This window comes from Erwinia papayae (assembly GCF_058241465.1).
The window spans coordinates 381517-399572 of record NZ_JBZCHT010000009.1; the positions used below are offsets into that span (position 1 = coordinate 381517).

19 protein-coding genes are annotated in these 18056 nt (G+C 53.8%); 9 read left to right on the forward strand and 10 right to left on the reverse strand.

Annotated features, from left to right (window positions below; all coding sequences use genetic code 11):
- Window positions 1–309: 309 nt before the first annotated feature.
- From AC3RPL_RS06550 to AC3RPL_RS06590, 9 genes are all read left to right on the forward strand, one after another.
- Window positions 310–1980: a sugar phosphate nucleotidyltransferase gene (locus AC3RPL_RS06550; protein WP_490739372.1), complete on the forward strand. Its 1671-nt coding sequence runs from the start codon at window positions 310–312 to the stop codon at window positions 1978–1980.
- The gene (locus tag AC3RPL_RS06555; RefSeq protein WP_034937747.1) at window positions 1977–2381 is read left to right on the forward strand and encodes a GtrA family protein; all 405 of its coding nucleotides are present in this window, start codon (window positions 1977–1979) and stop codon (window positions 2379–2381) included. The genes AC3RPL_RS06550 and AC3RPL_RS06555 overlap by 4 nt, the downstream gene beginning before the upstream one ends.
- On the forward strand, window positions 2378–3007 hold the full coding sequence (locus tag AC3RPL_RS06560) for a glycosyltransferase family 2 protein (RefSeq protein WP_490739373.1): 630 nt from the start codon (window positions 2378–2380) through the stop codon (window positions 3005–3007). The genes AC3RPL_RS06555 and AC3RPL_RS06560 overlap by 4 nt, the downstream gene beginning before the upstream one ends.
- Window positions 3008–3079: 72 nt before the next feature.
- Window positions 3080–3685: a phosphatidylinositol-specific phospholipase C/glycerophosphodiester phosphodiesterase family protein gene (locus tag AC3RPL_RS06565; RefSeq protein WP_490739374.1), complete on the forward strand. Its 606-nt coding sequence runs from the start codon at window positions 3080–3082 to the stop codon at window positions 3683–3685.
- Complete coding sequence (locus AC3RPL_RS06570) at window positions 3682–5481, forward strand: uridine kinase (RefSeq protein ID WP_490739375.1); 1800 nt, start codon at window positions 3682–3684, stop codon at window positions 5479–5481. The genes AC3RPL_RS06565 and AC3RPL_RS06570 overlap by 4 nt, the downstream gene beginning before the upstream one ends.
- A gap of 15 nt (window positions 5482–5496) precedes the next feature.
- Window positions 5497–5736, forward strand: coding sequence for a hypothetical protein (locus tag AC3RPL_RS06575; RefSeq protein WP_490739376.1), 240 nt, complete (start codon window positions 5497–5499; stop codon window positions 5734–5736).
- On the forward strand, window positions 5733–6482 hold the full coding sequence (locus tag AC3RPL_RS06580; RefSeq protein ID WP_034937741.1) for an HAD family hydrolase: 750 nt from the start codon (window positions 5733–5735) through the stop codon (window positions 6480–6482). The genes AC3RPL_RS06575 and AC3RPL_RS06580 overlap by 4 nt, the downstream gene beginning before the upstream one ends.
- A complete protein-coding gene (locus AC3RPL_RS06585; protein ID WP_490739377.1) occupies window positions 6479–7501 on the forward strand; it encodes a class II aldolase/adducin family protein in 1023 nt (340 codons plus the stop codon). The genes AC3RPL_RS06580 and AC3RPL_RS06585 overlap by 4 nt, the downstream gene beginning before the upstream one ends.
- Window positions 7502–7525: 24 nt before the next feature.
- The gene (locus tag AC3RPL_RS06590) at window positions 7526–9247 is read left to right on the forward strand and encodes a hypothetical protein (RefSeq protein WP_490739378.1); all 1722 of its coding nucleotides are present in this window, start codon (window positions 7526–7528) and stop codon (window positions 9245–9247) included.
- Between the two features lie 80 nt (window positions 9248–9327).
- On the opposite strand, the gene AC3RPL_RS06595 is transcribed toward AC3RPL_RS06590, so the two are convergent.
- From AC3RPL_RS06595 to hisD, 10 genes are all read right to left on the reverse strand, one after another.
- On the reverse strand, window positions 9328–10443 hold the full coding sequence (locus AC3RPL_RS06595; protein ID WP_490739379.1) for a succinylglutamate desuccinylase/aspartoacylase family protein: 1116 nt from the start codon (window positions 10441–10443) through the stop codon (window positions 9328–9330).
- A gap of 57 nt (window positions 10444–10500) precedes the next feature.
- Window positions 10501–11298: an ABC transporter substrate-binding protein gene (locus tag AC3RPL_RS06600; protein WP_367167715.1), complete on the reverse strand. Its 798-nt coding sequence runs from the start codon at window positions 11296–11298 to the stop codon at window positions 10501–10503.
- 65 nt (window positions 11299–11363) lie between these two features.
- Window positions 11364–11843, reverse strand: coding sequence for a YbaK/prolyl-tRNA synthetase associated domain-containing protein (locus tag AC3RPL_RS06605; RefSeq protein WP_490739380.1), 480 nt, complete (start codon window positions 11841–11843; stop codon window positions 11364–11366).
- 54 nt (window positions 11844–11897) lie between these two features.
- On the reverse strand, window positions 11898–12509 hold the full coding sequence (gene hisIE, locus AC3RPL_RS06610) for a bifunctional phosphoribosyl-AMP cyclohydrolase/phosphoribosyl-ATP diphosphatase HisIE (protein WP_490739381.1): 612 nt from the start codon (window positions 12507–12509) through the stop codon (window positions 11898–11900).
- Window positions 12503–13279: an imidazole glycerol phosphate synthase subunit HisF gene (gene hisF, locus AC3RPL_RS06615; protein ID WP_034937731.1), complete on the reverse strand. Its 777-nt coding sequence runs from the start codon at window positions 13277–13279 to the stop codon at window positions 12503–12505. Before hisF ends, hisIE begins: the two co-directional genes overlap by 7 nt.
- Window positions 13261–13998, reverse strand: coding sequence for a 1-(5-phosphoribosyl)-5-[(5-phosphoribosylamino)methylideneamino]imidazole-4-carboxamide isomerase (gene hisA, locus AC3RPL_RS06620; protein WP_490739382.1), 738 nt, complete (start codon window positions 13996–13998; stop codon window positions 13261–13263). Before hisA ends, hisF begins: the two co-directional genes overlap by 19 nt.
- A 5-nt stretch (window positions 13999–14003) precedes the next feature.
- Window positions 14004–14594 carry an imidazole glycerol phosphate synthase subunit HisH gene (gene hisH / locus AC3RPL_RS06625; protein WP_490739383.1) on the reverse strand — a complete coding sequence of 197 codons (591 nt, stop codon included), beginning with the start codon at window positions 14592–14594 and terminating at the stop codon, window positions 14004–14006.
- A complete protein-coding gene (hisB, locus tag AC3RPL_RS06630; protein ID WP_490739384.1) occupies window positions 14595–15662 on the reverse strand; it encodes a bifunctional histidinol-phosphatase/imidazoleglycerol-phosphate dehydratase HisB in 1068 nt (355 codons plus the stop codon). It lies immediately after the preceding gene.
- Complete coding sequence (gene hisC / locus AC3RPL_RS06635; RefSeq protein ID WP_490739385.1) at window positions 15659–16750, reverse strand: histidinol-phosphate transaminase; 1092 nt, start codon at window positions 16748–16750, stop codon at window positions 15659–15661. The genes hisB and hisC overlap by 4 nt, the downstream gene beginning before the upstream one ends.
- On the reverse strand, window positions 16747–18054 hold the full coding sequence (gene hisD, locus AC3RPL_RS06640; RefSeq protein ID WP_490739386.1) for a histidinol dehydrogenase: 1308 nt from the start codon (window positions 18052–18054) through the stop codon (window positions 16747–16749). Before hisD ends, hisC begins: the two co-directional genes overlap by 4 nt.
- Window positions 18055–18056 lie beyond the last annotated feature (2 nt).

Sequence of the window (18056 nt, forward strand, 5' to 3'; positions counted from 1 at the left end):
TGCTGACAACTGAGACATTTGTAGCAATTTCCCCAGACGACTATTACCTGTAAAAATATTTTCTTTCCCTTTCTGGTTCACTTTTCATCCTTGTGCCTTCATTCCCCCTTGCTCAACTTTCATTCAATTCACTTTACGCAACTTTATTATCAATTTGATGTAATTCAACCTTCGGGCAAAATCTTTACTTATTTGTTGTGCTCAGTGGACGCCATCACCCTTGCAGATTAAAATGTCCAGCAACTATCGCTTTTAACAAGCAGATTCGGATTAAACCAGTCATTACTTCAAATATCAGAGGATGGTAGCGTGCAGATTGTTATTCCAATGTCCGGTTTTGGTGAGCGCTTTCGTCGCGCAGGGTACGATGTCCCCAAACCATTAATCGAAATTGAGGGTAAACCCATCGTGGCGCATGTCATCGACATGTTTCCCGGTGAGTCCAACTTCATTTTCATCTGCAATCAGGATCACCTTGATAATCCTGATTACCGTATGGAAGCCATTCTGAAACAGTATTGTCCTGACGGGCAGGTCGTCGGCATTCAGCCGCATAAACTTGGCCCGGTCCATGCGGTGCGCCAGATAGAATCAATGCTCAACCCGGCAGAACCCGTGGTGGTCAATTATTGTGATTTTACCTGCTACTGGGACTGGGATCATTTTAAAGAGTTTGTGAAAAAAACCGCCTGCGCTGGCGCTCTTCCCGCCTATAAAGGCTTTCACCCGCACTCCCTCGGCAACACGAATTACGCCTACATACGCGAAACGCATGGCTGGATGAATGATATTCAGGAAAAACAGCCTTACAGCGATAATCGTATGGAGGAGTACGCCTCAAGCGGCACCTACTACTTTGCATCAGCGCAGATCATGTCTGACGCTTTTCGCAAGATGACCGAACAGAATCTGAATATTGGCGGGGAGTATTATGTCAGCCTCGCCTACAAGCCATTATTAGCAGAAAATCAACCTGTTGCGGTCTATCCCATCCAGCATTTCATGCAGTGGGGGACGCCTGAGGACGTTGCAGAATATAACGTCTGGTCGAAAGCGTTCCGCAAAGCCATCGTTTCCGATGTGCCGCATTCAGCTTCGCAGGGCGCGATCGTTATTCCTATGGCCGGTCTTGGTCAACGTTTTAGTAAAGAAGGGTACACCCTGACCAAGCCGCTTATTCCTGTTTCCGGACGGCCAATGGTTGCTCAGGCAGCACATGACCTGCCAGCGGCGGAACAACATGTGTTTGTTTTGCGCGCCGATATGCCGGGTTATCAGGATGTCACCAAAGAACTAAAAGCGCTTTATCCGGATGCCATTATTAAAACCATTGATAAAGTGACCGAAGGCCAGGCCTGTAGTGCATTGATTGGTTTTGATGCGCTGGCAGAGCAGGGTAAGGCGGTTTCTGGTGCCATCACGATTGGAACCTGCGATCACGGTGCACTGTATAATGCTGATAAATTTAATCAGCTGGCCAACGACCCGGCTGTTGATGTGATTGTCTGGGGCGTTCGTGGCTATCCTAATGCTGCACGACACCCGCAGATGTTTGGCTGGATCGATGCTGAGGATGGAATTATCCGCACAATTTCAGTGAAAACACCGCTGGAAAATCCAGCTACTGACCCTGTTGTATTGGGCACCTTTACGTTCCGCAAGGCAGAAGATTTCCGACGTGCGCTGGAAAGACTGATTGCCAGAGATGGACGTATCAACGGTGAGTTCTATATCGATTCGCTGATTGATGATGCGATTGCCCTCGGTCTGCACTGTGCGCTGTTTGAGGTCGACAGCTATTTATGCTGGGGGACGCCAAACGATCTGCGTACCTTTGAGTACTGGCAGTCGTGCTTTACCAAATGGAACAGTCACCCCTATAAGCTTGAGCTTGACGGGCGTATTCCTGCGGATAAAGTCAGCGCGCTGGCATTACAATATCAAAAGACTCTGCCTGAGCTCCTCAAGGCAAAGGCATGATCAAAAAAGAGTTAGCGATATTCCTGATTGTTGGTAGCCTGACCGTTCTGGTCGATTTTTCAGCTTATCGCATTCTGGTTGGCCTGGGCATATTCAATATCAATGTCGCGAAAGCAGCAGGGTTCCTGACGGGAACCCTGTTCGCCTACTTTGCTAATCGTTTCTGGACATTCGGTCACAAACCCCATCATTCGGGCAGCGCATGGCGGTTTATTGCCTTGTATGCCGTGACGCTGGGCGCGAATGTGTTAGTCAATTCTTTGGCATTGAGACTGTTTGCAGCCACTTTTGCGCCTGTGCAGCTGGCATTTCTGGTCGCTACCGGACTGACAGCCTGCCTCAATTTCCTCGGAATGAAGCTTTTTGTTTTCAGAATATCTACTCCTGTGGAGACGAAATGAGATTTTCACTGGTCATTCCCTGTTACAACGAAGCGGCGAACTTGCCCCTGTTGCTGGAGCGTTGTAAAGGCGTCATAGCGGCAAGGCCTGATGTTGAAATTATCCTCGTCGATAACGGTTCCACCGATGACAGTCCTGAGGTTTTGCAGACGTTATTACCTCAGTACCCCGGCTGCCGCTCTGTGCGTGTCGAGGTTAATAAGGGCTATGGTTTCGGTATTGTCAGCGGACTGCGCGCAGCCCAAGGCGACATTCTGGGCTGGACACATGCCGATCTGCAAACGGACCCTCAGGACGCACTGCGTGGTTTCGAGCTGTTCACCAGACATGGCGACAACATTTTTGTCAAAGGTAAGCGCTACGGCCGGCCATTTATGGATGTGCTGTTTACCGTTGGCATGAGCTTTTTTGAAACGGTATTGCTGGCAAAACCGATGTGGGACATTAATGCGCAGCCAACGCTGTTTCCCAGGGCTTTTTTTGACGGCTGGCGTGGCGTGCCGGATGACTTTTCACTGGATTTGTTCGCCTATTACCAGGCGCAACGGCAGGGAATGAAAGTCTATCGTTTCCCGGTTAAATTTGGTGAACGGGCGCACGGAGTTTCTCACTGGAACGTTAACTAACTGGGCTGCGAAGCGAAAATTCATCCGAAGGACTGTCGATTTCAGCCTTCAATTAAAAAAGAATCTTGCAAAATGAACCTGATAGCTCATCGTCGTAATACCATCAGCGAACTCATCTCTACCGATCATAAATATGGCGTTGAAGTTGATATCCGCAGTCACGGACAGAAGATGATCATCGGCCATGATCCTTTTGCAGACGGCGCCTTTTTTGATGAATGGATTGACGCCTACCAACATGGCACGCTAATCCTCAATGTGAAAGAAGAAGGACTGGAAGCGCGACTGATTGCCTTAATGGCAGAGAAAGGGATTACCGACTATTTCTTTCTCGACCAGTCCTTTCCATTCCTGATTAAGTGGTCAAATCAGGGTGAGACACGCTGTGCTGTTCGGGTGTCAGAATTTGAATCAATTGAAACGGCGCTGACCCTGGCGGGCAAAGTCGAGTGGGTGTGGGTCGACTGCTTCACCCGTTTTCCATTAAGTGAGGAGGACGGTCAGCGTCTGAAAAAGGCCGGGTTCAGACTTTGCATCGTTTCACCTGAACTACAGGGACGTGATGCGGCGACTGAAATACCTGCGATGGCTGCACTGATGAAGGCGCGTAACATTCATTTTGATGCTGTCTGCACAAAACGTCCTGATCTCTGGGAAGGAACGGAACTCACTCAATGAATAAATTGTACCGCCATTCCTGTTTTTTTCCCGGGCTTGCAATCCGCGTCGCGTTAATCCCTTTTATCGCGCCGTTAGCCGTCACGCAGTGGTTTGCGCCTTTTCTGGATAACAGCCTCTCTTCACTGACTCTCGACCCCTGGGCTTCCTGGATCAGTTCGGGCGGGGTGCCATTAGCTTTTCCTTATGGCTATGCGATGTGGCTGCTGTTTCTGCCGCTGACGCTGCTGGCAAAGCTGACCGATATTCCTCTGCATTACGGCTATGAACTGACCCTGCTGGTGGCTGATTTTTGTATGCTGGTGACATTGAATCACCTGCTGCCAAATCGCCAGCGCCTGTTGATGATTATTTACTGGCTGTCGCCGGTGGTGATCCTTGCCAGCTATGTGTTGGGATTGAACGATCTCATTCCTGCGTTATTACTGGTACTGTCATTACTCTTTATCCGCCGGGTACAGCTAAAAACGGCGGGTGTGCTCTGTGCTGCGGCGATATCAGCAAAACTCAGCATGGTGGTTGCGCTGCCATTCATTCTTATTTATCTCTATAACAACAAAGCGTTACGGCAGATTATTTCGCAATTTTTACTGGGTCTGATTGTCGCCGCTGTTATTTTGGGCCTGCCTTTCCTGTTCTCCGCTGCCGGTGTGGAAATGCTCTTTGGCAACCCGGAGATGGGCAAGATTTATAATGTGGCGATGAATCTGGGAGAAAACTTCTCCATTTATATCGTCCCGCTAATCTACTTTGTGCTGATGTATGCCGCATGGCGCGTCAGACGGCTGAATTTCGACCTGTTCCAGACGATTACCGGCATGGCTTTCTTGTTAATCGTGCTGATGACGCCTGCTTCGCCAGGCTGGTTTGTCTGGGCGCTGCCTTTCCTGGTGCTTTATCAGGCAAGAAGCGGACGCCTTGCCGGCATGTTTATCACCGTATTCTCTCTGATTTATGTCTTCAGTACTCTGCTGGTCAGCGAAGTTCAGCTGCTAAACGGCCAGATTATTGATTTTGCACAGCTGCTCAATGCCGGTGGCGTGACTGGCGACCATGCGGTTTCACTGCTGCACACCTCGATGGTGGTGATCGGCGTGGTGCTGGCCTTACGTATCTGGCGCGAAGAGATCAGCCGCAATGACTTCTTCAGGCTCAGTCGCAGACCTTTTGTGGTTGGCATCGCGGGCGATTCCGGCGCGGGCAAAGATACCCTGGCGGATGCGATAAGCGGACTGTTTGGCAATCACTCGGTGGTCAAACTCTCTGGTGATGATTATCACCTCTGGGACCGTCAAAAACCGATGTGGCAGGTGATGACCCACCTGAATCCGATGGCCAACGATCTGGACGGATTTTGTAGCGATCTGATCTCGCTGACCGATGGAAAATATATTCACTCCAGACATTACGACCATCAGACCGGCAAGATGAGCAGGCCATTTCGTATCGCCAGCAATGACATTATCATTGCCAGCGGCTTACATGCCCTTTACCTGCCACTGCTCAGGGACTGCTATAACCTGAAAATCTATCTCGATATTGATGAAGGATTACGGCGTTATCTGAAAATAAAGCGTGATGTGCACGAGCGCGGCCATACGCTGGAAAAAGTGCTTACGTCCTTTGAGAAGAGAGAGTCGGATTCCGAGCGTTTCATTCGCCCACAGCTGGGTTTTGCCGATCTTGCGCTTTCGCTGCAACCTATCCATCCGCGGATACTGGAAAATCTGGAGGATAAACAGCCTCTGCGTCTGAAGCTGGTGGTCACCACGCGGCATGGCTTCAATGAACTCTAATTAAGCAGGGTGCTGGTGGGGGTTTGCGGATTACACGTCGATATTGTCGTCAGCGACGACGGCGCAGAAATCCTTATTAGTATTGAGGGTGAAACCTCTGCGGCAGACATAGAACTGGCGGCAAGGATACTTTGTCCGAGCGTAATCGAATTTTTGGATATTACCCCTGATTGGCAAGATGGCATGGTTGGACTGATGCAGTTAATCACTCTTTCTCACATCAGCCAGGCGATGACTAAGCGATTTGTAAAATGAAGATAATTAATCCAGAGTGTTTTACCCGTTTACCCGATGCAATTTTATTCGATACTGACAATACGCTCTATCCTTATGACCCGGCTCATGCTGCTGCACAATCGGCGGTACGTGACAAAGTGGTCAATATGTTTTCAATCTCACCTGATGAGTTTGACAAGGCCTTTAAACAGGCCCGCGATCAGGTTAAAACGCGCCTGAAACATACTGCATCCTCCCACAGCCGACTGCTCTATCTTCAGCGGATGCTGGAGATCATGGGATTGGGTTCTCAGGTGCTTCTCGCGCTGGACTTTGAGCAGACCTACTGGCGTACTTTTTTAAGTAATGCCGTGCTGTTTGATGGCGTTAAGGAGTTGCTGGACGATCTGCGTTTGCTGGGTGTACCCACGGCAATCGTCACCGATTTGACCGCACAGATTCAGTTCAGAAAAGTGGTTTACTTTGGGCTGGACCACTACTTTGATTTTATCGTCACCAGTGAAGAGGCGGGTTTTGACAAGCCTCATGAAGCCCCATTCCAGATTGCGCTTGAAAAAATGCGCCCCAAAGGCGATTGCATCTGGATGATTGGCGATAATCCGGTCAATGACATTCTGGGTGCGCGGGAAAAAATCAACGCGGTAACGCTGCAAAAAGTTCATGCCGGCGTTGACATGGGGACCGACATGAACACGCCTGATGCTGCCTTTAATGAGTTCAGCGAATTACAAAAACTGATTGCGAAACTGGGAGTTCAGCGATGATTCAGCCCGATGGGAAAACCGCCAGTCAGGTTAAAGCCTGCTGCGCCCGTTTAGGTAAAGACCCGCTGCTGGTTCAGGGAGCGGGAGGCAATGTCTCCTGGAAAGAAGGGGATGTACTCTGGGTAAAAGCTTCCGGCACCTGGCTGGCGCGTGCTGAGCAGGAAGAGATCTTTATTCCGGTCGATCTTGCTCACGTCAGGCAGGAGATCGCCGCAGGGAATTTTTCGGTCACGCCTGTGGTGCTGGGTGATTCCACCCTGCGTCCATCTATTGAAACTCTGATGCACGCGCTGATGCCACAGCCTATTGTGGTTCACCTTCATGTTGTTGAAATTCTTGCTAATCTGGTGCGTGAGCGCTGCGACATTTCTGCCGCAGCGCTGCCGGAAGTGGTTCTGCCACTGGCCGTGGTTGACTACTTCAAGCCGGGTGCTGAGCTGGCAAAAGAGATTCATGCTGCGCTGGCGAAAGAGCCCTCTGCCAGAGTTCTCTTTTTGAAAAATCACGGCGTGGTTATCGGCGTGGAAAATACCGGGCAGGTTGAACCGTTGCTGACCGCTCTGATTGAGGCAATGAAAATTGCCCCTGTCGCGGTCAGCCCGGCAGCGGTTAGCCCGGCGATAAGCCAGCATAGCGAGCTGGTCCCGGTTGCTGATAAGGAAATTCATCAGCTGGCGTGTAATCCGACGCTGTTTAACCGTCTGAGCGCAGACTGGGCGCTCTATCCGGACCATGTGGTCTTTTTAGGTGCCAGGCCCTTTATCTTTGATTCATGGCAGGCATTGAATGACTACACGATGTCAGCGCCCGTGCCTGAACTGGTGTTTATTCGTGATGCAGGGGTGTTTGTCAGCGCTTCTTTCAGCGAGGCCAAACACTTGCAGTTACGTTGCTATCTGGATGTGATGGTGCGACAGGACGTGGATCAGCAGCTCAGTTCACTGTCCGGCGACAAGATTGCAGAGTTGCTGAACTGGGACGCAGAGCAGTACCGGATGAGTCTTTCGGTGAAACCTTAGCCTCCAACCTGAAGAGCCAGTGTGATGAATATATTGCAGTATTTAAAAAGCCAGCGTGAATGGTTTTTTGAAACCAGTGCAGCAGAACCTCGTGGTTATCATCAAAGTAAAGCGCCTGCCATTACCCTGTTCTGGTTGGTGACGCTGTTTTACCTTGTTTATCAGCTTCTGATGCAGCCGGGGTTTGTCCTGGACGGTGAAATGTGGGCAGAGATGGCCACTAACTATTTTTTAAATGCCAGCGCGCCGTCCCTGCTGCAAAACCTGTTATCCACGGATGCCGGATATATTCCTGTGCCCCAAAGGATAATTGGCCTGATTGGCAATCAGTTGAATATTCCTGCCGCGTCTGTTCCTTATTTCTATACCTGGTCAGCGCTTATCTTTACCGGCATGATGGTGGGGTCATTCTGCCTGCCCGCTTTCCGTAAAGTGGTCAGAAGTGACGCACTGCGTTTTCTGGTCGCGATAACCATCCTGATGGTGGCGGACTTTGAAACCCGCACCTACATCAACTTCACCTATTTCTCCGCTTTTTTTATTGCCATCGTCACCGCGCTGGCACTGGTTGATGACAATGAACAGGTGCCGTGGTGGAGCTGGTTTATCCCGGTGTTGATTATCTCCAAGCCTGCGGTCCTGTCTGCGTTCCCGGCGATGCTGCTGGTTGCTCTGGTTAGCAAATCGCGATTCCGCTGGATTACCGTGGTTGCCATTCTGCTTTGTCTGGGTCAGGTCTTACAAATGGCGCTCAGCGCCAGTGCCGGGACCATGCCATTCAGAAGCAACGATATTACGCTTTTTTCTAAAATTCTCGCCGCCATCGAGTATTTCTTTGGTTTTCTCGGCGGCTATATCCTGGGGCACTCGTCCCATCTGTCGCACCATCCGCTGATGCTGGTTGGATTAGTGTTTCTGGTACTCAGTGGCCTGGCAATGGCGTTCTGGCGGGGCAACGCCAGAGCGCTGATCCTGGTGGGGCTGTCGTTGTTACTTTTTAATGCATTCCTCAATACCTTTGCATTGAGTGACATGTGGAACCGCGACATGTCCAAACTTGATGGCCTGCCGGTCTATCGGCACATTATTGTCGGATTCTTTGGTTGTGTGCTGGTCGTCACCGGCCTGTTTGCGGAAGTGACTGAGCGGCTCTCCGATAACGGGCGTCGTTGCTTTCTGAAACATGGCGCAGCGGTGCTGTTCGTGGTGTGGTTTGTCACTACCGGCTGGCTGAGTTCTGCCGGAAGAATGAGCAGGGAACCTGGTTCTCCCGCCCTGAATAATTCGCAATGGCAGCAGATGGCGGAAAACATTGACTCCCCTGCGTCGCCACTTTGTGTGCCCATCGATCCGATTGGCTGGATGTATCAACGTAACTGTAATTTCCTCAAACCGGCACCCACCTGGGCTAACGGTTCGAAGGTCATTACCAATCCGTTGATCCTCGAAGAAACCGCGCCGCCAGCGCTGAGCGGGAAAAACCTGGTGTCGGCGGCAGTGATGGCCAGACCTTTCTCGATGCAAAAAACGCATGTTGAAGTCAATATGCACATCACCCTGGTTGATGGCAGCAGCCGTTACTATTCCGGTTCGCGGGATCTGAAACCGTCCGGTGGCTTAATCATGCTGAAGGGCAGAGATATTGTTGCGATGAAAGATATCGCATCAGTCAGGCTGGAATTCAATACGCCTGTCGATGTTGCACTTTCTCCCGAACAAACTGCCGTGGTCTGGATGGGATTCTGACGCTTACCCGTTTTCACTTATTGCCAGGCGGCTGATGCTGCCTGGCAACCTTTCCTCAGTAAACCTGCCACAGAGCCGTGTTATGGCACCAGTAAATTCCCTTCGCGAATCGTCCCGCTTCCGGCCAGTCGGGTTATCAGCATCCCGGCAGTGGCAAAACGCATCCAGTGGCGGGCATAAAGTAATCCTCCATGCTCAGCTTTCAGCGGCGTCAGACGATCGGTGGTGGGGTCGAGAATTTCGGCAACCACCTCGCCTGGCTTGATCCACTCACCCGACTCCCGGCAGTGCAGGATCACCCCGGAGTGGGGCGCGGAAATATATTCACAGGCGGCCAGCGGCACTGCCGGATTACGCAGTTCGGGTAGCGCGTGGCAGGGACCGCTAATATAGCCACTGTAAATCAGCGCATTAACAATCGCCTCTGCGTCGGCTTCCGCCTGAGAATGGCTGACGTCCCGCACGCCACGGAGTTCCAGGGTGACGGGTTTCAGTCCCGGCGGCAAAGGAAAACGGTTCCCCAGCGTACGTTGCAGGTGCAGCCAGGGTTCACAACAGGCTTCATCAAATGGCTCGCCACCTGAAATTTCGGCGGTCAGCTGGACTTCACTGCCCAGATAACGCGCCAGCGGTTCGATTTCCGGCCAGGCCTGCGGGGTGGTGTAAAGGTGAGCGATTGCCTCCCAGTCACAATGCAGGTCGATCATCAGGTCGGCCTGACAGGCCATGCGCATCAGGGTATGGCGCTGAGATTCAAGCTCAGTGCGCGGCAGGTGGTGGTCAAAGTAGTCGACGATGGCGCGTCGGATATGCTGACGATTCTGTTCCACATCATCGGTCAACACGTCAGCCAGCCGTGTCGTCAAAGCCGGACCCAGGGCCGGGAACTGGCGATTAAAATCCTGACCTGAAGCGGTATCAAAGCGCCCAAGATGAGTACCATGCCAGTGCTGCCCCAGCGCCAGCGGATTTGCCACCGGCACCAGCGTGATTTCAGCCTGCAAACGGCTGGCGGCCTCCAGTTCGGCAAATTTCTTTTTCAGATACCAGGCAACGGTCACGCCGGGAAGTTCATCGCCGTGCAGCCCGGCCTGAATATAAACCTGGCGCGATGAGCCAGCACCAAAATGGTAGCTGATAATCTCACGCGTGGTGCCCGGTGAGGCACTGAGCAGGGGATGTTGCTGTTGTTGCATAGTCAGAAAACTCAACTGCGGCAGAGGAACGCCGTGCCAGGTGACACGGCTCTGAGGTTACTGCTTAATGGAGATATCGGTGGCAAAGTATTTTTTTTGCAGCCTGTCGAAAGTCCCGTTGCTGCGGATTTCAGCGTAAGCTTTATCCAGCGCAGTTTTCAGCTCGCTGTCGCCTTTACGCAGCCCAATAGCGGTGCCGGGACCAATAATTGGATCCTCCACCGTCGGTCCTGCCAGCTCAAAGTCTTTACCCTGCGGATGTTTCAGAAAGCCCATTGCGGCCTGAGCGGCATCGGTAAACACCGCATCCAGACGTCCGGAAACCAGGTCGCTCTCTACCTGTGCCTGATCGCCGTAAGGCACGACAGTGACGCCATAGGGTTGCCATTTGGCACGGGCATAACGCTCCTGGACCGTGCCCTGTTCCACGCCCACCGTTTTACCTTTCAGCGCCTCTGCCGTTGGTAACAGGCCAGAGCCTTTACGGGCAATCAGCTGGGTTTTGGTATCGTACAGCGGCACGGTGAAGTCAATCTGCTTCAGACGTTCTTCTGTTATGCCCATATCGGAAAGGATGGCATCAAATTTACGTGCCTTCAGCGCCGGGATCATGCCGTCAAACTGGCTTTCAACCCAGACGCACTTTGCCTGCATTTGCGCACAAAGCGCATTGCCCAGGTCGATGTCAAAGCCTACCAGCTTGCCCTGCGGCGTTTTCGATTCAAAGGGAGGATAGGTCGGGTCGACGGCAAAGCGAACCTGCTCAATCTTCGCCTGAGCGCCAAAAGCACAGCCCGCCAGCAGAACCAGCGCCGCAGCCTGGCGCAGAGAGGTGGAAAACGTCATTTTTGCCATAATTCCTTTCATCTCAATAGCTTTACACAAGCTGACAGAGTACCCCTTCATCGGCACGCTGTGAATCACTGTTTGATAATATTTGCCGCCAGAAATGTGCAGATACGCTGGTAGTCCCGTGCATTCAGTATCATCGATTTCTCCAGTAATCCGGCGTTAAAAGCAATCTCGTCATTACGCTCGCATAGTGTGGGATCGACCACCAGTTTCAGCTCCGGATGGAAACTGAAAGGGGGAATGGCACCAAACACGCAGCCGGTGAGTCGCTCCACTTCCGCCGGGCTGGCCAGCGAGGCCCGCAGTGCCCCCACGGCCTGAGCGACCCGTGTTAAATCAGCCTGCCGATCGGCAGGGAGTACCGCCAGTACATATTGCTTAACGCCGTTGCCCTTAACGTGACACACCAGCGCTTTGGCTCCCTGGCCCACGGATGTGCCACGTATCGCCGCCACTTCTTCACATTTTCCCGTTGGCTGATGCGCCATCAGCGTGTAGCTGGCCTGCTGGCTGTCGAGCAGGGTGGTGAGTTTCTCAAAGGTGGTCATCGTTTCTCCCAAAGAAAAAAGGCCGGTTCACCGGCCTCAGAGGGTTTGCTGTCTTTATTTGTGCCGCTGGCGCAGATTATTGATAACAGCGCTCAGGTCGAGATCCTGATCCTGAAGCAGCACCAGCAGATGATAAATCAGATCGGACGCCTCATTGGTCAGCTCATGGCGATCGTTCACGGTGGCAGCCAGCGCCGTTTCCACGCCTTCTTCTCCCACCTTCTGCGCAATTCGCTTGGTGCCACTGGCATACAGGCTGGCAGTATAGGAGCTTTTCGGATCGGCATGTTTGCGCTCTGCCAGCAGTTGCTCCAGCTGGTAGAGGAACGTCCAGTCAGATGCCGCTGGCGAGAAGCAACTTGAGGTGCCCAGATGGCAGGTGGGGCCAACCGGATTAACCAGCAGCAACAGGGTATCGTTATCACAATCTGGGGTGATGCTGACCACATTAAGAAAATGCTCAGAGGTTTCCCCCTTGGTCCACAGACGCTGTTTGGTGCGTGACCAGAAGGTGACTTTGACACTCTCCAGCGTCTTCGCCAGCGCCTGTTCATTCATATAGCCATGCATCAGTACTTCACCGGAAACGGCATGTTGCACGATGGCCGGCATCATGCCGTCGGTTTTCACCCAGTCCAGCCGGGCCAGCTGTTGTTCTGTTAGCACGCGCGAATCTCCACACCTTTTTCAATCAGGAACCTTTTCAGTTCACCGATATTAATAATCTGCTTATGAAATACGGAAGCGGCGAGTGCGCCATCCACATCCGCATCGCGGAAGGCCTGATGGAAGTGTTCCATGGTGCCTGCGCCGCCGGAGGCGATCAGCGGCACTTTGCACACTTCACGCACCTTCTGCAGCTGGAGCAGGTCGTAGCCGTTGCGCACGCCGTCCTGATTCATCATGTTAAGAACGATTTCACCCGCGCCGCGCCGGATGACTTCCTGCACCCAGTCGAGGGTTTCCCAACTGGTGACTTTGGTGCGACTTTCATCGCCGGTATACTGATTGACCTGATATTTACCGCTTTCGCTGTCATACCAGGTATCAATGCCCACTACGATGCACTGCACGCCAAAGCGCTCTGCGAGGCGGGTGATCAGTTCAGGATCGGCCAGCGCCGGAGAATTAATGGAAATTTTATCGGCACCAAAAGAGAGGATCTGCGCCGCATCTTCAGCGGATTTGATGCCTCCCGCCACGCAAAACGGAATATCAATCACTTCCGCCACGCGGGACACCCAGCTTTTGTCCACCACCCGGCCGTCAGATGAGGCGGTGATATCATAAAAAACCAGCTCGTCTGCGCCTTCCTGCGCATAGCGCTGGGCCAGGGGAACGATATCACCAATAATTTCGTGATTACGAAACTGAACGCCTTTAACCACCTGACCGTCGCGGACGTCCAGGCAGGGAATTATCCGTTTTGCCAGCATGAAATAGCCTCCGACACGGTAAATTTATCTTCCAGCAGGGCGCGACCGACAATCACGCCCTGCGCACCAGAGCCGCGCAGGGCAGCAATATCCGCCAGTGAACCGATGCCGCCGGAGGACTGAAATGCTATCTGTGGAAAGCGGGCAGAGACTTCCTGGTAAAGCGCCACATTAGAGCCGCTCAGCGTGCCATCGCGGGAGATATCCGTACACAACACGTGCCTCAGTCCTGAGGGCTGGAAGCGGGCAATGACCTCTTCCAGCGTAATGCCCGCGGCTTCCTGCCAGCCGCTGATCGCCACTTCTTTACGGTTGTCGCCATCGATACGCACATCCAGTGCCAGCACGATAGCGTCTGCGCCATATTCTTTAAACCACTGCTGCACTTCTTCTGGCTGCTTTACCGCCGTGGAACCCACCACCACCCGGCTGGCACCGGCTTCCAGTAGTGCCGCCACATCGTCGCGGCTGCGAATACCGCCGCCGACCTGTACCGGCACGTTGACCCCTGCCAGTAGCTTCTTCAGTAGCGGGATCTGCCGTGCGGCAGGGTCTTTCGCACCGGTCAGATCAACCAGATGCAGCAGCGTTGCCCCCTGAGCCTGATAATCCTGAAGGCGGGGCAGGGGATCGCTGCCGTAATCGCGCTGCTGGCCGTAGTCGCCCTGATGCAGACGCACCACCTTGCCATCAATCAAATCTAATGCGGGAATAATCATGCCCGTTACATCTCCAGGAAATTTTTCAGCAGCTGTGCGCCTGCGGCACCGGAACGCTCCGGGTGAAACTGCACGCCGAAGAAATTGTCTTTTTGCACTGCGGCAGTAAAAGGCTCGCCGTAGTTACACTGTGCGATAGTGCAGGCGTTGACCGGCATGGCGTAACTGTGGACGAAGTAAAAATAGGAACCGTCCGGGATACCGCGAAACAGATGGTTAACGGCCTGCGGGGTGATCTGGTTCCAGCCCATATGCGGCAGTGGCAGACCATGATCCTGCATACGGGTGACCGGCTGGTCGATAATACCGAGGGTTTTTATCCCGCCGCTCTCATCGCTTTCGGCACCCAGCAGCTGCATCCCGAGACAGATACCCAGCACCGGCTGGGTGCAGGCTTTGATCAACGCCAGCAGATCGCGCTGCTGCAACTGCGCCATAGCAGCCTGTGCGGTGCCGACGCCAGGCAGAAACAACTTATCCGCCTGGAGCACGATATCCGCATCGCGGCTGACCTGCGGTTGATATCCCAGTCGCTCTATCGCCCATTTTACCGAGGAGAGGTTGGCACAACCGGTATCCAGGATCACCACATTCATTTACAGCACTCCTTTCGAGCTGGGCAGGGTGTTGCCCTCAACGCGGATCGCCTGACGCAGCGTGCGGCCAAAGGCTTTAAACAGGCTTTCCACCCGGTGGTGATCGTTCTTACCTTTGGTCTTCAGATGCAGCGTACTGGCCATCGAGTAGGAAAGAGAGCGGAAAAAGTGCTCGACCATCTCGGTGCTTAAATCGCCCACGCGCTGGTAACTGAACTCGGCTTTATATTCCAGGTGCGGACGGCCAGAAATATCCAGCGCACAGCGTGCCAGACACTCGTCCATCGGCAGAATAAAGCCAAAGCGGCCAATGCCGCGTTTGTCACCCAGCGCTTTCAACAGGGCTTCGCCCAGCGCCAGTCCGGTGTCTTCTACCGTATGGTGATCGTCGATATACAGATCGCCTTTCACCTCAATATTCATCCGGAAACCACCATGGGTGGCAATCTGATCCAGCATATGGTCAAAAAAGCCGACGCCGGTATTGAACTGGCTGTTGCCTTCGCGATCCAGCCACACCTCAACACGGATTTGCGTCTCTTTGGTGTTGCGCTCGACCAGCGCATGACGATCGCGCCGGGTCAGCTGATTACCGATTGCCTGCCAGTTGAGGCCCTCTTTGGAGTAGTGCAGCCCCTGAATGCCCATATTACTGGCCAGTTGCAGGTCGGTAGTGCGATCGCCAATCACATAGCTGTTGGCGGTATCGAGCAGGTTGTCGGCCAGCCAGGCGGTGACCAGCGCGGTTTTGGGCTTACGGCACTCACAGTTATCTTCCGGCATGTGCGGACAGATCAAAATGTCGTCAAACTGAATCCCCTGTGACGTCAGCACCTGCATCATCAGGTCGTGCGGGCCATCAAAATCCGCCTGCGGGAAACTGTCGGTGCCCAGTCCATCCTGGTTAGTTACCATCACCAGTTTAAAACCGGCTTTTTGCAGTGCCAGCAGGGTGGGGATGACATCCGGCTCAAAAGCCAGCTTGTCCATACGATCCACCTGAAAATCCTGCGGTGGTTCGCTGATAATGGTGCCGTCACGATCGATAAAAAGAACTTTAATACTCATGCTTGCTCCAGAGAAACAGATGCGCCAGGCAGGGCCATCAGCGCCGCGAGAGCGCGGTCACACTCTTCACGGGTGCCGACAGAGATGCGCAGGCACCCTGACAGCCCCGGCTGCTTATTTTGATCACGCAGAATAATGCCCTGATCCCACAGCGTTTTAAAGACCAGGCTGGAGGCAGAAAAACGCGCCAGCACGTAGTTGGTTTCGCTGTTGAAGACGTGTTCGACGCAGGGGCACTGGCGCAGATCGGCAATCAGTTTTTCGCGGTTGGCAACCAGGGTGCTGACATGCTCACGCATCAGCACCAGCCCCTGTTCACTGAGTGCCTGCGCGGCAATATCCGCCACTGGTGTCGCCAGCGGGTAAGGGGCGATGACCTTCATTAACAAGGTGATCACCTCGGCATTCGCCAGCGTGAAGCCACAGCGCAGGCCGGCCAGCGCGAAAGCTTTCGACAGGGTGCGCAGAATAACCAGGTGAGGATATTCCTTCAGCCAGCCGCTCAGCGACGCCTGGGGGCAAAATTCAATGTAGGCTTCATCGGCCACCACCAGCGCTTTTCCACGGGTCATTTCCAGTAGCTGACGGATATCGTCCGCATTGATGATGTTGCCGGTGGGATTGTTCGGACTACAGACATACACCAGCTTGACGCCATCCAGCTTTTCGGCAATCGCCGGCAGGTTCAGTTGCCAGTCCTGTCGTGCCTCTACCGTGCGGTATTCCACGCCGAAGGTTTCAGCACTGACGCTGTACATACCGTAGGTCGGCGGGCAGAACAGTACGGCATCTTTACCCGGCTCGCAGAAGGCGCGGATCATCAGCTCAATGCCTTCATCCGCGCCACGGCTGACCAGCAGCTGATCGGTGCTGACGCCAGCGTAGGCGGCGTAACGTTCAATCACCAGCTTTGGCTGACATTCGGGATAGCGATTCAGCGTCTGCTGGCTGAGGTTAAACGGTACGGCAAGCGGATATTCGTTAGCATTGAGCCACACATCGCCATTGCCACCCAGTCGGCGGGCGGAAAGATAGGGGGTCAGCGCGCGGACATTGGCACGAGCCAGCTGTTCAATGGTATTGCTCATGGCTTCTCCTTCAGCGCGTTGAGGCGCAGGGTAACGGCATTTTTGTGGGCGGTCAGTTGCTCGGCCGCCGCCAGAATTTCGATGGTCGGGGCCAGGCTGATAAAGCCCTGCCGTGTCAGTTCCTGCACCGTCATGCGCTTCTCGAAATCGGCCAGCCCCAGGCTGGAGCAGGTCGAGGTATAACCATAGGTCGGCAGCACGTGGTTAGTGCCGGAGGCATAGTCACCGGCTGATTCAGGTGACCAGTCACCAAGAAAGACAGAGCCCGCGTTAGTGATGCCGTCAACAAGGTCACGCGCCTGACGGGTCTGGATAATCAGGTGTTCAGGCCCGTATCGGTTGCTGATCTCCACGCACTGCGCTAAATCTTTCGCCACGATCAGGCGGCTGCCTGCCAGCGCTTTACGCGCCGTTTCAGCGCGCGGCAGGGCGCTGAGCTGTTGTTCCACCGCGACCGCGACCGCTGCCGCCATCTCTGGCGACGGGGTTAGTAAAATCACCTGAGAATCAGGGCCATGTTCCGCCTGCGACAGCAGGTCGGAGGCGACAAAATCTGGCGTGGCCCCTTCATCGGCAATCACCAGCACTTCGGAAGGTCCGGCAGGCATATCAATCGCCGCGCCGTCCAGTCGTTGGCTGACCTGACGTTTGGCCTCGGTGACATACGCATTGCCCGGCCCGAAAATCTTATCCACTTTGGGTACAGATTCGGTTCCCAGCGCCAGCGCGGCAATCGCCTGCGCACCGCCAACCTGGTACAGCTCACGCACCCCGCACAGCTGTGCCGCGTAGAGGATTTCATCAGCAATGGGAGGGGGAGAACAGAGCACCACGCGGCGGCAACCGGCGATGCGGGCCGGGGTGGCCAGCATCAATACCGTAGAAAACAGCGGAGCTGAGCCGCCCGGAATATACAGGCCAACTGAGGCCACCGGTCGTGTCAGCTGCTGGCAGCGCACGCCGGGCTGGGTTTCAACATCTACCGGCGGTAACCGCTGTGCCAGATGGAAGGTTTCAATGTTACCAACCGCCACCACCATTGCCTGTTTGATCTCATCACTCAGGCGTGCAGTGGCTTCTGCAATCTGTTGATCGCTGACGCGCAGCGCGTCGACCTGCGTTTTATCGAAGGCGGCACTGTAGTGACGCAGCGCCTCGTCGCCTTCTGTTTTTACCTTTTCCAGAATAGTGCGTACGGTAAGCGCAATATTTTCGGACGCAGCGATCGCCGGGCGGGTCAGCAGCGCCTGTTGCTGCTGCTCACTGCATGCCTGCCAGTCGATGGGGGTGGCAAAGTCAGTCATCA

Coding starts and splice junctions, on each gene's coding strand:
- AC3RPL_RS06555 (WP_034937747.1), top strand. CDS start 1,977: ATGATCAAAAAAGAGTTAGCGATATTCCTGATTGTTGGTAGCCTGACC.
- AC3RPL_RS06560 (WP_490739373.1), top strand. CDS start 2,378: ATGAGATTTTCACTGGTCATTCCCTGTTACAACGAAGCGGCGAACTTG.
- AC3RPL_RS06565 (WP_490739374.1), top strand. CDS start 3,080: ATGAACCTGATAGCTCATCGTCGTAATACCATCAGCGAACTCATCTCT.
- AC3RPL_RS06570 (WP_490739375.1), top strand. CDS start 3,682: ATGAATAAATTGTACCGCCATTCCTGTTTTTTTCCCGGGCTTGCAATC.
- AC3RPL_RS06580 (WP_034937741.1), top strand. CDS start 5,733: ATGAAGATAATTAATCCAGAGTGTTTTACCCGTTTACCCGATGCAATT.
- AC3RPL_RS06585 (WP_490739377.1), top strand. CDS start 6,479: ATGATTCAGCCCGATGGGAAAACCGCCAGTCAGGTTAAAGCCTGCTGC.
- AC3RPL_RS06590 (WP_490739378.1), top strand. CDS start 7,526: ATGAATATATTGCAGTATTTAAAAAGCCAGCGTGAATGGTTTTTTGAA.
- AC3RPL_RS06595 (WP_490739379.1), bottom strand. CDS start 10,443: ATGCAACAACAGCAACATCCCCTGCTCAGTGCCTCACCGGGCACCACG.
- AC3RPL_RS06600 (WP_367167715.1), bottom strand. CDS start 11,298: ATGGCAAAAATGACGTTTTCCACCTCTCTGCGCCAGGCTGCGGCGCTG.
- AC3RPL_RS06605 (WP_490739380.1), bottom strand. CDS start 11,843: ATGACCACCTTTGAGAAACTCACCACCCTGCTCGACAGCCAGCAGGCC.
- hisF (WP_034937731.1), bottom strand. CDS start 13,279: ATGCTGGCAAAACGGATAATTCCCTGCCTGGACGTCCGCGACGGTCAG.
- hisA (WP_490739382.1), bottom strand. CDS start 13,998: ATGATTATTCCCGCATTAGATTTGATTGATGGCAAGGTGGTGCGTCTG.
- hisH (WP_490739383.1), bottom strand. CDS start 14,594: ATGAATGTGGTGATCCTGGATACCGGTTGTGCCAACCTCTCCTCGGTA.
- hisB (WP_490739384.1), bottom strand. CDS start 15,662: ATGAGTATTAAAGTTCTTTTTATCGATCGTGACGGCACCATTATCAGC.
- hisC (WP_490739385.1), bottom strand. CDS start 16,750: ATGAGCAATACCATTGAACAGCTGGCTCGTGCCAATGTCCGCGCGCTG.
- hisD (WP_490739386.1), bottom strand. CDS start 18,054: ATGACTGACTTTGCCACCCCCATCGACTGGCAGGCATGCAGTGAGCAG.